The sequence below is a fragment of the Gillisia marina genome, from assembly GCF_000258765.1.
In the GTDB taxonomy this organism is placed as follows: Bacteria; Bacteroidota; Bacteroidia; order Flavobacteriales; family Flavobacteriaceae; genus Gillisia; species Gillisia marina.
Window position 1 is genome coordinate 1 of the sequence record NZ_AJLT01000071.1, and the last position, 13856, is coordinate 13856.

The 13856-nt window shown below is 34.2% G+C and carries 15 protein-coding genes; 8 read left to right on the plus strand and 7 right to left on the minus strand.

All coding sequences use genetic code 11. From position 1 onward, the window contains the following. Positions 1-111 precede the first annotated feature (111 nt). Together ON07_RS13160 and pepE are read right to left on the minus strand one after the other, a co-directional pair. Positions 112-1026 carry a glutaminase gene (locus tag ON07_RS13160; RefSeq protein WP_010232352.1) on the minus strand — a complete coding sequence of 305 codons (915 nt, stop codon included), beginning with the start codon at positions 1024-1026 and terminating at the stop codon, positions 112-114. Position 1027: 1 nt separating this feature from the next. Then, on the minus strand, positions 1028-1735 hold the full coding sequence (gene pepE / locus ON07_RS13165; protein WP_010232354.1) for a dipeptidase PepE: 708 nt from the start codon (positions 1733-1735) through the stop codon (positions 1028-1030). Positions 1736-1841: 106 nt separating this feature from the next. Here pepE and ON07_RS13170 point away from each other — a divergent pair, with 106 nt between their 5' ends. The 6 genes from ON07_RS13170 (at position 1842) to ON07_RS13195 (ending at position 7392) form a co-directional block, all read left to right on the plus strand. Then, complete coding sequence (locus ON07_RS13170; protein ID WP_010232355.1) at positions 1842-2648, plus strand: hypothetical protein; 807 nt, start codon at positions 1842-1844, stop codon at positions 2646-2648. Between the two features lie 25 nt (positions 2649-2673). Then, positions 2674-3495 (plus strand): peptidase associated/transthyretin-like domain-containing protein, encoded by an 822-nt coding sequence (locus ON07_RS13175; protein ID WP_010232356.1) that lies wholly within the window; start codon positions 2674-2676, stop codon positions 3493-3495. 103 nt (positions 3496-3598) lie between these two features. Beyond that, positions 3599-4036, plus strand: a complete 438-nt coding sequence (locus ON07_RS15645; protein ID WP_155807239.1) for a DUF6702 family protein — start codon at positions 3599-3601, stop codon at positions 4034-4036. 124 nt (positions 4037-4160) lie between these two features. Then, positions 4161-6473 (plus strand): M1 family metallopeptidase, encoded by a 2313-nt coding sequence (locus tag ON07_RS13185; protein WP_010232359.1) that lies wholly within the window; start codon positions 4161-4163, stop codon positions 6471-6473. Positions 6474-6553: 80 nt separating this feature from the next. Beyond that, complete coding sequence (locus ON07_RS13190; RefSeq protein ID WP_010232360.1) at positions 6554-6835, plus strand: Sec-independent protein translocase subunit TatA/TatB; 282 nt, start codon at positions 6554-6556, stop codon at positions 6833-6835. Beyond that, positions 6835-7392, plus strand: a complete 558-nt coding sequence (locus tag ON07_RS13195) for a phosphatase PAP2 family protein (protein ID WP_010232361.1) — start codon at positions 6835-6837, stop codon at positions 7390-7392. Before ON07_RS13190 ends, ON07_RS13195 begins: the two co-directional genes overlap by 1 nt. On the opposite strand, the gene ON07_RS13200 is transcribed toward ON07_RS13195, so the two are convergent. After that, entirely contained in the window at positions 7389-8033 is a 645-nt protein-coding gene (locus tag ON07_RS13200; RefSeq protein ID WP_010232363.1) for an O-methyltransferase, read from the minus strand. The two genes, ON07_RS13195 and ON07_RS13200, sit on opposite strands and share 4 nt — an antisense overlap. A gap of 126 nt (positions 8034-8159) precedes the next feature. On the opposite strand from ON07_RS13200, the gene kynU reads away from it, so the two are divergent. Then, entirely contained in the window at positions 8160-9437 is a 1278-nt protein-coding gene (gene kynU / locus ON07_RS13205; RefSeq protein ID WP_010232366.1) for a kynureninase, read from the plus strand. Between the two features lie 30 nt (positions 9438-9467). Here the strand turns inward: kynU and ON07_RS13210 are convergent, their stop codons facing one another. The 4 genes from ON07_RS13210 to ON07_RS13225 all read right to left on the minus strand — a co-directional run bounded on the left by ON07_RS13210 (position 9468) and on the right by ON07_RS13225 (position 12156). Next, positions 9468-10154: a hypothetical protein gene (locus tag ON07_RS13210; protein ID WP_010232368.1), complete on the minus strand. Its 687-nt coding sequence runs from the start codon at positions 10152-10154 to the stop codon at positions 9468-9470. Between the two features lie 105 nt (positions 10155-10259). Further along, on the minus strand, positions 10260-10415 hold the full coding sequence (locus tag ON07_RS16500) for a lmo0937 family membrane protein (RefSeq protein WP_010232370.1): 156 nt from the start codon (positions 10413-10415) through the stop codon (positions 10260-10262). 349 nt (positions 10416-10764) lie between these two features. Beyond that, positions 10765-11010 (minus strand): hypothetical protein, encoded by a 246-nt coding sequence (locus ON07_RS13220; protein WP_010232371.1) that lies wholly within the window; start codon positions 11008-11010, stop codon positions 10765-10767. 33 nt (positions 11011-11043) lie between these two features. Next, complete coding sequence (locus tag ON07_RS13225) at positions 11044-12156, minus strand: alkene reductase (protein ID WP_010232373.1); 1113 nt, start codon at positions 12154-12156, stop codon at positions 11044-11046. Positions 12157-12435: 279 nt separating this feature from the next. On the opposite strand from ON07_RS13225, the gene ON07_RS13230 reads away from it, so the two are divergent. Continuing rightward, complete coding sequence (locus ON07_RS13230; protein WP_010232375.1) at positions 12436-13794, plus strand: FAD-dependent oxidoreductase; 1359 nt, start codon at positions 12436-12438, stop codon at positions 13792-13794. Positions 13795-13856: the final 62 nt, after the last annotated feature.

A 13856-nucleotide genomic window follows, 5' to 3' on the forward strand; every position in this document is an offset into this window, starting at 1 on the left:
TGAGATCCCTCCTTCGTCGAGATGACAATCCAATAAAAAATGTCATTCCGACGAAGGAGGAATCTGATTTAAAAAAGAATATTTCAAAGCTAACTACTTTTTCAAAAATCTCTAAAAAATAGAAAACCCTGTAAGCGTGGTGAGTTTTTCCAAGGCAGCCATTCCCAATTCAGAATTTCCTTTAGGGTTTAAAAGAGGACTCCATACAGCCACAGAATATTGGGAAGGGTGGATGGCAACAATGCCTCCACCAACACCACTTTTTCCCGGTAAGCCAACTTCAAAACTAAATTCTCCTGCTTCATCGTAAAATCCGCAGGTTTGCATTAAAGCATTTATACGCTTCACTCTTTTTTTGGAAATTATTTTTTCATCGGTTTCCAATATTTTTCCTTCGTTAGCAAAAATCATGAAAGCTTTGGCTAATTCTTCGCAAGACATCGCTAAGGAACATTGATGGAAATAGAAATCTAAGATAGGCTCTACATCATTTTTAATATTTCCTAAAGCCTTCATATAATTTACTAATCCGTAATTTCTATAGCCGGTAGATTTTTCAGATTCCGCAACTCTCAAGTCATAATCTATTTCATTATTGCCGGTAAGCTTTCTAACAAATTCTAAAAGGTCTTTTTTAGGATCTTTTAAATTCGAGACCAAAACATCTGCAATTACCAAAGCGCCCGCATTTATGAAAGGATTTCTAGGGATTCCTTGTTCGTATTCCAATTGAGTTAAGGAATTAAATGGATCTCCAGACGGTTCTACATCTACACGTTCCCATAAAGATTCCCCTAAGATTTGCATGGCCATAGTTAAGGTAAAAACTTTGGAAATACTCTGGATTGAAAATTTTTCCTTACTATCCCCAAAGGAATAATGTCCCGAATCTCTACAGTAAAGATGCATCCCGAATTTTTTAGGATCTACTTTTGCCAATTCAGGAATATATGCCGCCACTTTCCCAATAGCATTAGGATAGCTAATTTCTTCTTGAATGGTATTTAATATCTTTTGATAATCCATTTTATATAATTTCCGATAAGTTACTATTAGAAGCTAGTTCCATTGGTTCCTTGCCAACTTTGAAAATTCGTGCAGAAAGAGTACCCCTTAAAGTGATATCGTTTTCTTTAATCTCTAACCAACTTCCTTCTCGAAGACCAACAACCGGTTGGGTGTTTATAGTATGAAATTCTTTGATGCGCGTTTCCCGAGTTTCACCCTTGTGTGTAGAGTTTAGATCTGGATCTAAATAATGCGGATTTATATTAAAAGGAACCACTCCCAGAGTTTTGAAACTCGGCGGATAAATTATGGGCATATCATTGGTGGTTTGCATTGTGAGTCCTCCAATATTTGTCCCTGCACTGCTGCCTAAATAAGGTGTTCCACCTAAAATTTGATCTCGCAAAGACATCATTAAATTAATTCGATGCAATTTATCTACAAGCAAAAATGTGTTTCCGCCACCGGTAAATATTCCTTGAGCTTTTTTAAGAGCTTCCTCTTTATCTTTAAACTCATGTAAACCCTTTACATTTATAGAAATTGGTTCGAATGCTTTTCGAACAAGGGAAGTATATTCATCATGGGTAATACCTCCAGGTCTCGCAAAAGGAATAAAAATTATTTCGGCGCAGTTCTTGAAGAGCTTTGAAATCTCGGGAAGCAAATAAGATAAATAGGCTTGACCGTGCAAAGTAGAAGTACTTGCGAGAATGGCATTTTTCATTTACGATTTTTTGTAAATTTAAGTATTGTGAAGCTTTAACCAAAGTTTAAGTAAAGCTTGTTATATTTATTTCACCTTTAATTGTTTCTTTAAACAAAACATTTCTATGAAAAAACTTACCTACCTATTATTTGCAATTTTTGTTGTGCAATTTACCTATGCGCAATCCAATGATAGAATTAGGATAAGTGGCTCTATTGAAGTTCCTGTGGGGGAAGAACCACAAGGGATTAGCATTTTTAACATCAATTCTCAAGAAGGAACAGTTTCTAATGCTGAAGGTGACTTTGCTATTGCTGTTAAAGAAAGTGACACCATTAAGGTTTTTGCAGTACAGTTTCAGGAATTTACGGTTGTAATAGATAAAAGGGTTTTGGAGACCAAAACTTTGAATATCTACGTGAGTGAATTGGTGAATAGGCTTCCTGAAGTAGTTGTATCTCCCTACGATCTTACCGGAAAGTTAGATGCAGATGTTGAAAAATTAGAAGTTATTCAGCTGCCAGTAGATATAAAGGTTGGTATTCCTCAAGGCGAGTTTGCTAATGTTGAAAATGTTGCAGATTTTGGAAAGGCTCCCAAAAATCAGGCCTTGGCTTTTAGTCAGACTAGACTGGTGAACGGACTTAACTTCGTGAATTTATTCAAATTATTATTGATTTCGAATAAGCAAAATGACATCTCTAATCCTTATACCAAATCTTATGAGTCGATCGATAATGAACTTAGACAGTTATATAATGACGAGTTTTTTAAAGAATATTTTGATATAGAACTGGAGAACATTCCAGACTTTATTTTATATGCAGATAGAAATGGATTAGATGAGGAGATGTTGAAAAAGGGAAAAGAACTTGATCTTATAGAGTTTTTGATGGAGCAGAGCAAAAAAATACAAAAAGCAATTGAATAGAAATTAACCGAAACAAAATACTAGTATGAGAAATGAAACTTATCTAAAAGTAATAACCCTACTATTATTTACTGTTTCACCGTTGCTTGCACAAGAAAACACCCAACTTACCGGAACTATATCTGCACCATTTTTGGATGAGGCTTCCATCCACATAATAAATTCAACTCAACAAACAGGAACAGTGAATTCAAAGTCTGGATCTTATCAGATTTTAGTAAAAGAAAACGATGAGCTTTTGTTTTCTTCTGTTCAATATAAAAATGTTATAATCCAAATTACTTCAGAAATAATTAAAAAAGGTATTTTAGATATAGGCTTAGTAGAAGACCTTAATGTTTTGGATGAAGTGAATATTAGCAACGTCGATCTTACCGGAAATCTAAATACAGATATTGCGAATATTCCGGTTGTAAGAGATTTGCCTATAAATTTCAAAATTGGAGATATAAATAATATGAGATTCGAATCGGATATTAATGATCCTCAATCTGCACCCCTAAATTTGGCTTTAGGACAACGCCCGGGACTACCAGGCGCGAACGTTCTTGGAATAATTGGTTTAATCCTTAGTCCTATTCTTCCTGATAGTAAGCCGGCAGAGATTAAATTAGATCTAAATAAGTATAAGAATAATACCGATATTATTGCCCAGTTACGCAAGTTGTTCGATGAGAAGTTCTTCACGGAAACTCTGGCTATCCAACCAGATTATATAGATGCTTTTATATATTTCGCAAATGATAATGGGCTGGGTGCTATCTTAGTGAAAAATCAAAATAAACTCGCTTTAATCGAATTTTTGATCGAGCAGAGTAAGATCTATAATACTACAAGCTTAGATTGAGGAAATGTTTAAGGAGTAATTTTGGAACGTTTTTTGAAGTTTTTGATTGAAACATCCAAATAAATCTCGAAATAAAAGTATTTTCGATTTTTCTATTACTCTTATGAAACTAAAAATAGCGTTACTCCTTCTTTTTATTGGCTTTTCTTCATTTGAAACCGATCATAAATTTTATGTGAGTGTTACAGAAATTGAATACAACGAGAAAGCCGAAAGCCTTCAAATAATATCTCGCCTTTTTATAGACGATCTCGAAGATCTCCTTCAAACTAGATACGATAAATCTATTCGTTTAGGAAAATCTAATGAAAGTACTGAGGCAAACGATTACATTAAAAAATATCTAACTAAGAAGATGGAGATTCTACTAGATGGAAAAGTTGTGGAACTTAATTATCTAGGAAAGGAATATGAAGATGATATGCTGATATTGTATATGGAAATTCCAAAAGTTATTTCCTTTAAAAAGATCGGGTTGAAAAATGCGCTTTTAACAGATATGTTTAGCGAGCAAAAAAAACTTGGTACATGTTACCTATAAAGGCTCTACAAAAAGTTTAATCCTTAATAAGTCCAAGCAAGAAGATGTGTTAAATTTTAACAATTGAATTGTGAGGCACCAATAAATACTTATTTTTAGCAACATTAAAATTAACAAATAACAAATGAGAAAATTTAAATCTGCCATGTTGGTATTTTTCTTAGTTCTTTCTACAGGAATGTATGCTCAGGAAACTGAAGCTCCGAAGGAAGAAGCAAAGGAAATGGGCCACACAAATCAAAATCAATTTAGACAACTTCACCAAGAGTTTTCAACTCCCAATCAATATAGAACTGCTTCTGGAGCTCCGGGCTCGGCATATTACCAGAATCAAGCCGATTATAAAATGGACATTGAGTTAGATGATAAAACTCAAAAGCTAACCGGTGTAGAAACTATTACTTACCATAACAATTCACCAGACGATTTAGAATATTTATGGGTTCAGTTAGACCAAAATATCCGAACTAAAAATTCTGTAGCGTTAGAAAAGAACGGAAGTGGAATAGCTGCTGTTAGCCAGCCGGGAACTTTTGCAAAACAATTTTTAGACGAACCTTTCGATGGTGGATTCAATATTGAGTCTGTTACTAAAGACGGAAAAGCATTGGCACACACCATTAATTTTACAATGATGCGTATAGACTTGCCACAGCCTTTAAAAGCTGGGGAAAGCACTTCGTTCTCTATTAAATGGTGGTATAATGTAAATAACCACGTAACAGATAGAGCTAGATCTGGATACGAGCACTTTCCTAAAGATGGGAATAATGTATATGTAATTGCTCAATTCTTTCCAAGAATGGCGGTTTACAATGATGTAGAAGGATGGCAAAATATGCAATTTTGGGGTAATGGTGAATTCGCGCTTCCTTTTGGAAATTACGAAGTGAATATTACTGTTCCTGCAGATCACATCTTAGATGGAACTGGAGAACTTCAGAATAGAAAAGACGTTTATACCAAAGAAATGATGAAAAGGTATGAGCAAGCTAAAAAATCGTATGACAAGCCGGTAATAATAGTTTCTCAGGCTGAAGCTGAAGCTGCTGAAAAGCAATTTTCTGACAAAAAGAAAACATGGAAGTTAAAGGCTACTATGGTTAGAGATTTTGCATTTTCTACATCAAGAAAATTTGTTGTAGATATGATGAATGTAGATGTTTTGGGGAAAGACGTAATGGCAGTTTCTATGTATCCAAAAGAAGGAAATCCATTATGGGAGGAATATTCTACCAGAGCAATAGCTACAACATTAAAAACTTTTTCTAATCACACTTTTCAATATCCATATCATAAAGCGATTTCTATCCATGCAAAGAATCAAGGGATGGAATACCCTATGATCTGTTGGAATTATGGACGTCCAGAAGAAGATGGTACGTATAGTGACCGTGTGAAATATGGGATGATAAGTGTAATTATCCATGAGGTTGGACACAACTTTTTTCCTATGATCGTGAATTCAGATGAGCGCCAATGGGGATGGATGGATGAAGGTTTAGATACTTTCATGCAATATTTAGCTGAACAAGATTTCGCTAAAGAATATCCTGCGGCTGTTGCACCAGAATCTACTTATCCTTCTAGAAGAGGTATACCTTCTAAGATCGTTCCTTACATGAAAGGAGATCAAAAATACATAGCACCTATCATGTCTAATCCAGAGAATGTTTACCAATTAGGAAACAACGCTTATGGAAAGCCTGCAACAGCTCTTAATATTTTGAGAGAAACTGTTATGGGCCATGAACTTTTTGACTTTTCTTTTAAAACCTATGCACAACGTTGGATGTTTAAGCACCCAACTCCAGAGGATTTCTTTAGAACAATGGAAGATGCTTCTGGTGTAGATTTAGATTGGTTCTGGAGAGGATGGTTCTATGGGACAGATTTTGTGGACATAGGAGTTAAAGGTGTGAAGAAATATTTCGTTACAGATAAAGCTACCAAAGAAGGATTAGCAATGTTAGAGCGATACGGAGTTACAGATCCGGAAAGTATGGATTTGGTATATGTTGTAGAAGAAGGTGGAGAAGGCTATTCTGAAGATATGAAATCTAAATCTGTTTTGGAAAATGCTCCAAAATTGAATGAATTTTTGATGGATAATTTTACTGCTGAAGAGCGTGCGAAAATGAAATCTCCTAAGTTTTTCTATGAAATTACTTTTGATAAGCCGGGAGGATTGGTAATGCCATTAATTGTTGAATATACGTATGCAGATGGTACTACAAATATGGTAACTTATCCTGTTCAAGCATGGAGAAAGAACGATGCAGAGATTAGCAAAGCGATTGCTAGTGATAAAGAGATTACTAAAGTAGTTGTAGATCCTAATTTGGAAACTGCCGATGTGAACTTAGATAATAACACTTGGCCTCAAGAAGCTAAAGACAGCAAATTTGAGGAGTTTAAGAAAGATGCAGGAGAGTAATCTTTTGTAGATAAAAATTAAGCCGACTTTAACGAGTCGGCTTCTTTTTTTAATATATATTGTGATTATCTTTGTTGACTATGATAACACTTCCATTATTTATAAGTGGTGCCGAAATTGGTTTTATAATATTTATATTAATCATGGTTTTTGGTGCCGATAAAATACCAGACATCGCTAGAGGTCTAGGGAAAGGAATGCGCACTTTGCGCAACGCATCCAACGACATTAAAAGTGAAATCACTAAAAGTGCCGAAAAGCAGGGCATTAATACAGATGTCTCTAAGGATGTGAAAAATGAAATAAGCAAGATAAAAGAAGATTTAGATGAAATTACAGGATCTGTAAAGCGCAGATTTTAATGATTGAATTATTAGATAAATGGGACAGGCAGCTGTTTGTTTATTTAAACAGTTTAGGAATTGAAGAATACGATAGCTTTTGGATCTTCGTAACCAATATAAAACATTGGATTCCCCTATACATTCTGTTTTTTATTCTATTTTTTATAGCTTTCCATAAGAAAAAGGCTCTTTTTAATTCTGCTTTCCTATTATCCTCTTTTTTGACCACCTTGGCGTTTACAAATTTTGTAAAAGGTATTGCAGCTAGGCTCAGACCTAATAATGATCCCGAATTATTAGATATTATTCGAATTTTACAAACTCCAACTAATTATAGTTTCTTTTCTGGACATGCATCCTGTTCCTTCGTAGTGACAACTTTTGTTGTTTTGAGTTTACGGGAAAAATATAAGTGGATTTATATAGTTTACATTTGGCCAATTATATTCGTTTTAAGCCGTGTTTATGTGGGTGTACATTATCCATTAGATCTTTTCGTGGGTGCCATTGTAGGTTTAATCTTTGGATATGGATTTTATAAGCTATATCTCTTAGCGGGGAAAAGATTTTACTAAGATTTCTTTCGGCTCAAGCTTAAGCCATCTCTTATAGGCAACATAACGGTTTCTAGCCGAGCATCTGTTGCTACCATTTTATTGTATTCTAAAAGAGCTTTTGTAGACTCGTCGTCTTTCTTTAATTTTTCAACAACTTTTCCGCTCCACAATACATTATCTGTAAGTAAAATTCCGCCCGGGTTTAATTTATCTATTATGAGATCAAAATAAGCCGGATAATTAGGCTTATCGGCATCCATAAAAACAAGATCAAATTTCATGTCTAATGTTGGCAAAATCTCTAAAGCTTCGCCCAAATGCTGATGAATTTTGGATCTATAGCCGGATAGCTCAAAATATTTATTCTGAATAGACTGCAACTCTTCATTTACATCTAAAGTATGTAATTCTCCAGTTTCTGTTAGACCTTCGGCTAAGCAAATTGCAGAATATCCTGTATAAGTCCCTAATTCTAAAATAGTTGATGGATTAATGATTTTTGAAAGTATACTAAGCAATCTTCCTTGGTAATGTCCGCTTAACATCCTTGGCTGAAGAATCTTCTGATAAGTTTCTCTGGTTAATTGTGCTAGAATATCAGGTTCGGCTTGGGTATGTGAAACTGTATAGGAATCTATGGCTTCAGGAAGAAAATGCATTTTTTAAGTTGTTTTCAGCAAATTTAAACATAACTATTTTTCTATAGCATCAATTAAATAAGAATTGATTCAAAAGGAACTTTTTGTAGCTTGATTTTTATAGTATTTTTACGTCAAATTACTGCTATGAGATTCGAAAATACCCTAGACTTTGCTAAAAAATTAGATGCTGAAGATAAATTAGCTTCCTATAAGAAGGAGTTCATTTTTCCGAAGGTAAACGGAAAAGAAGTAATTTATTTTACGGGAAACTCTCTAGGACTTCAACCTAAATCTGCAAAGAAATATGTAGATGAGGTAATGGAAGATTGGGCAAGTATGGCAGTAGAAGGGCACTTTTATGCAGAAAAACCTTGGTGGGATTATCACGAAAGATTTTCAGCTAAACTGGGAAAATTAGTAGGGGGAAAGCCTAGTGAAATTACAGTGATGAATACACTTACCGTAAACCTTCACTTATTAATGGCTACTTTCTATAAGCCAAGCGGGAAGCGATTTAAGATTATTTGTGAAGAGAAAGCCTTTCCTAGCGATCAATATATGATTGCTTCTCAGGTGAAATTTCATGGGTATACAGAGGATGAAGCGGTAGTAAAGATAGAGAAGCGCAAAAACGAACATTTTTTTAGAACAGAAGATGTACTGGCAAAGATCAAGGAAGTAGGAGAGGAGTGCGCTTTAGTGCTTATTGGAGGGGTTAATTATTATTCTGGACAAGTCTTGGATATGGAAACCATTACAAAAGCAGGTCATTCCATAGGTGCAAAAGTAGGATGGGATCTGGCACATGCTGCAGGTAATATAGAATTAAAATTACACGACTGGGATGTGGATTTTGCAGCATGGTGTAGTTATAAGTATATGAATTCCGGTCCGGGTAATGCCTCAGGCTGCTTTATCAATGAAAAATACCACGGTATAAAAGATATTACCAGATTAGAAGGTTGGTGGGGACATAATAAAGAGCGTCGTTTTTTAATGGAACCGGAATTCCAGCCGGAACCTAATGCGCACGCATGGCAAATTAGTAATGCTCCTATTTTAGCAATGGCTCCATATTTGGCATCTCTCGAGATGTTTGATGAAGTAGGAATGCCAGCACTTATAGAAAAGCGAAATAAAATAGTCGCATATCTTGAATTTATCTTAAAAGAAATAGATAAAGAAGTGGATGCCAGTTTCGAAATTATTACACCTTCCAAGCAAGAGGAGCGGGGTACTCAATTATCGGTATTTCTTCATGGAGAAGGAAAAGAGCTTTTTAGCTACTTAATGAAAAGTGGCGTTATTACAGATTGGCGAGAGCCAAACGTAATCCGTTTGGCTCCGGCGCCTTTTTACTGTTCTTTTCAAGATATGTACAATTTCGGACAAATCTTAAAGAAGGGGATTCTTGAAAATTAATGCTTCATCGAGACTTTAATTTTCTATGTTTTACTTAAATGTGATATCTGTAAAATATAGTTGAAAACTACTATCTGCAGATTTATGCATTTTCGCAATAGGAATGCCTTTAAAAGTTTCGTAGTCTTCCCATGTGGTAGTTAATTCTCTACCGGTAGAAGAAACATATGTCCATTCTCTAATCATGTTATCATCTCCAAAAAAGATATGGTAAGAATCGTCTGGAGAATAGCCACCTTTACCTTTGTAACTAACTGTAAGCATTTTCATTTCCTCATTGCTAATTGGTGCCATTCCTTTTTCATTGTAAGTAGATTCAAAATCACTCCACATTAATTGATATGGAAATAATAACCAATAAGAATCGTTGATGAATTTTTGATCTACAGCTAATGTTTTTTCTATCAAGCTATCTCCTTGAGTATAACTAATTGTTTCGCCTTTTTCTGTTAGCTCCACTTTCTTAGATTTTGGAAACCATTTCCAAGCTCTTTCAGAACGTAAAGTGTCATTTACTTTTACATTAAATGTGAAATTTAATTCATCTAATTCATTAAACTTCTCTATACCATTGGCATTTGCTATTTGTATAGGCAAAGGAAGTTCTTCAGATGTTGTCTCAGAAACAGCATCTTCTGATGTTTCTTCATTTTTTGGATCATCTTTACATCCAATTAAAAATGTAAATAGCATAAAAAGGGTAATAATTTTTTTCATAATTCAAAATTTTATCAAAAATAGGTGTTCTAAGTATAATTAAAAATAGCTCATAAAAAAAAAGCCCTTTGAAACTCAAAGGGCTTTTTAAATTGTATTTATAGATTACAATCTTCTTCCTGTAAGAAGTTTGTATAAAATAAGTATAACTGCAATTACAATTAAAATGTGGATGATACTACCTAAATCTGGAAAGGCAAAATATCCAATTAACCATCCAATGATTAGTAGTACTACGATTAGCCAAATTAAATCTCTCATATTGTTAGTTGTTTTAGTGCAACAAATTGTTGCTTATTAATGGTTATTGATTACATGGTTAAGGCATGCTAATAAATTAGATATATCTAAAAAATGCACTCCTTAAAATAATAATCTGATTAGATTTCGACACGAATTTATGGAATGCGCTAACTAATCTAAGCTATTTTAACGAGTGTTTAACTAATTTATTAAAATTATTCTGAATTTGAAATATTTCTTTCAGCTTAACTTCTGTTATAGATATATCGCTTAAGAATTCATTAATAATTTAATACTAAGATTCTTATGAAACTGAAAGTGGAAATTTTAAATATTAATTTAAGCTACCCTTGATAAAATTAGCAGCTTAACTTTCATTTTCAGCTTTATTAATTCTCATCTCAAGTTCTTCTAAAACTTCATTCACAGATTCCACATTATCTGATGATTTTTGATGAGCATCTTCCATCGCTTTTTCTAATTTTTTGTCAGGATGCTGAAAAAGATCTGTAATTACATGATTTATCTTATCTATTACACTTTCCTGACTGTGCTTGATATCTTCTAATTTGTTTAGAATCTTTTTTAACTGATCTATCTTTTCTTGTTTCATTTTATTGAATTTTAGATTAATATTTCTTGTTAATTATTCACTAACAGGTTCTTCCTCTAATACTGGATAATCTGTATAACCTTTAGCTCCCGGGGTATAAAATGTATCCTCATTCCATTCGTTTAATTCCGCATTTCTTTTGAATCTCTCAGGGAGATCAGGATTAGAAATATATAATTTCGCATAAGCTACCAAGTCTGCGTGACCTTCATTAATAACCTTATTTCCTTTTTCTTGATCGAAACCTCCGTTAATCATTAAAGTTCCTTTGTATATAGGTCTGTAATGTTTTGCGATTTCTGAAACCAGGAAATCTACCTCGCTAACGTCTGTAAATGGCTCAGACAAATGAAGGTATGCTAAATTGTAAGCATTTAATTTTTCTACGATATAATCGAAAGTTGGAATTGTTTCTTCTGTTGCTGTAATTCCAAATGTTCCATGTAAAGAAGGGTTTAAGCGCACTCCAATTCTAGTTTCATCCCAAACTTCATTAATAGCATCTATCACTTCAAAAAAGAATCTCGCTCTATTTTGAATGCTTCCACCATAATCATCGGTTCTCGTGTTGGAGTTTTTATTGAAAAATTGATGAATTAAATACCCATTGGAAGAATGAATTTCTACACCATCGAAACCTGCATCTTTCGCATTTTGCGCAGCTTTCTTAAATTCTTGTATGGTTTCTTTTATTTCAACAAGCGTCATTGCCTTTGGTTCTACAGTATCTTCGAATCCGTCGGGAGTATAAGATTTTTCATTAGGATTAACAGGACTTGGTGCCAAGGGTTTATCTCCATCATGAAACTTTGGATGGGACATTCTTCCGCAGTGCCATAACTGAATAAAGATTTTTCCACCTTCCTCATGAACAGCGGTGGTAACTTTTTTCCACCCTTCAGTTTGAGCATCGGTATAAATTCCGGGGGTATTAATATAACCCACAGCTCTTTCAGAAATTTGGGAACCTTCAGTAATTATTAGCCCTGCCCCGCTTCGTTGCTTATAATATTCAGCATGAAGATCTGTTGGAGTATTTTCAGCATTGTTTGCTCTATTTCTAGTCATTGGAGCCATTACGACTCTATTGTTTAAAGTAAGATCTTCTAACTTGTATGATTCTAATAATGGTTGATTCTCTTTCATATTGCTTTTTTTAGATAACTAAAGTTACAGGAAGCAGGTTCTAAGAGGTGTTAAACAAATTGTAAATGGGAATGTTTTTAACTTTATTTTAATGACTTGACTTCTTTGTGGCGGTTTTTGAATAGTGCTGCATCAGGAATTATAGGTTCTAAAGAATACCAAATGAACTAGGCGTAAAAAATATCAATTGAGAATTAATCTGTATTTTTGATTCATCATTTTTCTATTTCAACTTAGACGGTCTTTATTAATTTAAGTGATGTCTAACTATAAAAATTAATGCAGAAAGCTAAAAATATCGCCATCATAGGCTCCGGGTTAGTAGGATCTTTATTAGCCATTTATTTAAGAAAAAGAGGTCATGAGGTCACAGTATTTGATCGAAGGCAGGATGTTAGAAAAGTTGAATTTTCTGGTAGATCCATAAATTTAGCGATGTCTAATAGGGGCTGGAGCGCTTTGCGGAAAGTTGGAATTGAAGAAGAAATACGAGAAATAGCATTGCCGTTGGATAAAAGGGCGCTACATGTGAATGAAAAGCCTATTTATTTTCAGAAATACGGGAAAGAAGGCGAAGCAATTTATTCAATTTCTCGTGGAGTTCTCAATAGAAAGATGATAGATCTTGCTGAAGATACAGGTGCTAAATTTAGGTTTGAAGAAAAGGTGTGGGATGTAAATCTTGCTGAAGCGAAAATTTATACTGGAGAATCAGAAAAAGCTGAGTGGCAGGAGTATCAATTCGATATTGTTTTTGGAGCTGATGGCGCTTTTTCTAGAGTACGCCATAAAATGCAGCGAAGAAGTAGGTTTAACTATTCTCAATATTTTATAGATGTAGGTTATAAAGAATTAACAATTCCCGCTAATGAAGATGGGTCTCATAAATTAGACAATACTTCTTTTCATATTTGGCCTAGAGGCGAATTTATGCTTATTGCCATGCCTAATTTGGATGGTAGTTTTACATGTACATTATTTATGCCTTTTGAAGGGGAGGTTTCCTTTGAGGCAATTAAAACCGAAGCAGATTCAGAGAAATTCTTTAGCACTTATTTCCCCGATATCAAATCGGATATCTCTAATTTAACTCGAGATTTCTTTAAGAATCCTACGAGCGCAATGGTTACAATGAAATGTTATCCTTGGACCTATTGGAATAAAGTTGCCTTAGTAGGCGACTCTGCTCACGCTATAGTTCCTTTTTACGGTCAAGGTATGAACGCAGGTTTTGAAGATATTTCTGTCTTAGACGATCTTATTGAGAAGCATGAGGATAATTGGGAGCTGATTTTTACAGAATATCAAGAAAGTAGAAAACCAAATGCAGATGCCATTGCAGAATTAAGTTATAGAAATTTTGTAGAAATGAGCAGTAAGACTGCAAACCCAAAATTTATTCTTCGGAAAAAGATCGAAAAGCATTTTGCTGAAAAATATCCTGAAAAATGGATTCCTCTGTATTCCAGAGTAACTTTTTCTGATAAACCTTATGCAGATGCGCTAGCCATTGGCGATAAGCAACGAGATATTATGGATGAGGTTATGAATATTGAAGGAATAGAAGATAAATGGGAAAGTGAAGAGATTAATGACCTAATTTTAAAATTACTACATACCAAAACCAATAAGGTGTAAGTGATGTTATCTGATTTCCAGTTTGAGAATAAATAAAAAAGAGGCTACTAAGCCTCTTTTTT

Coding starts and splice junctions, on each gene's coding strand:
- ON07_RS13160 (WP_010232352.1), bottom strand. CDS start 1,026: ATGGATTATCAAAAGATATTAAATACCATTCAAGAAGAAATTAGCTAT.
- pepE (WP_010232354.1), bottom strand. CDS start 1,735: ATGAAAAATGCCATTCTCGCAAGTACTTCTACTTTGCACGGTCAAGCC.
- ON07_RS13170 (WP_010232355.1), top strand. CDS start 1,842: ATGAAAAAACTTACCTACCTATTATTTGCAATTTTTGTTGTGCAATTT.
- ON07_RS13175 (WP_010232356.1), top strand. CDS start 2,674: ATGAGAAATGAAACTTATCTAAAAGTAATAACCCTACTATTATTTACT.
- ON07_RS15645 (WP_155807239.1), top strand. CDS start 3,599: ATGAAACTAAAAATAGCGTTACTCCTTCTTTTTATTGGCTTTTCTTCA.
- ON07_RS13185 (WP_010232359.1), top strand. CDS start 4,161: ATGAGAAAATTTAAATCTGCCATGTTGGTATTTTTCTTAGTTCTTTCT.
- ON07_RS13190 (WP_010232360.1), top strand. CDS start 6,554: ATGATAACACTTCCATTATTTATAAGTGGTGCCGAAATTGGTTTTATA.
- ON07_RS13195 (WP_010232361.1), top strand. CDS start 6,835: ATGATTGAATTATTAGATAAATGGGACAGGCAGCTGTTTGTTTATTTA.
- ON07_RS13200 (WP_010232363.1), bottom strand. CDS start 8,033: ATGCATTTTCTTCCTGAAGCCATAGATTCCTATACAGTTTCACATACC.
- kynU (WP_010232366.1), top strand. CDS start 8,160: ATGAGATTCGAAAATACCCTAGACTTTGCTAAAAAATTAGATGCTGAA.
- ON07_RS13210 (WP_010232368.1), bottom strand. CDS start 10,154: ATGAAAAAAATTATTACCCTTTTTATGCTATTTACATTTTTAATTGGA.
- ON07_RS16500 (WP_010232370.1), bottom strand. CDS start 10,415: ATGAGAGATTTAATTTGGCTAATCGTAGTACTACTAATCATTGGATGG.
- ON07_RS13220 (WP_010232371.1), bottom strand. CDS start 11,010: ATGAAACAAGAAAAGATAGATCAGTTAAAAAAGATTCTAAACAAATTA.
- ON07_RS13225 (WP_010232373.1), bottom strand. CDS start 12,156: ATGAAAGAGAATCAACCATTATTAGAATCATACAAGTTAGAAGATCTT.
- ON07_RS13230 (WP_010232375.1), top strand. CDS start 12,436: ATGCAGAAAGCTAAAAATATCGCCATCATAGGCTCCGGGTTAGTAGGA.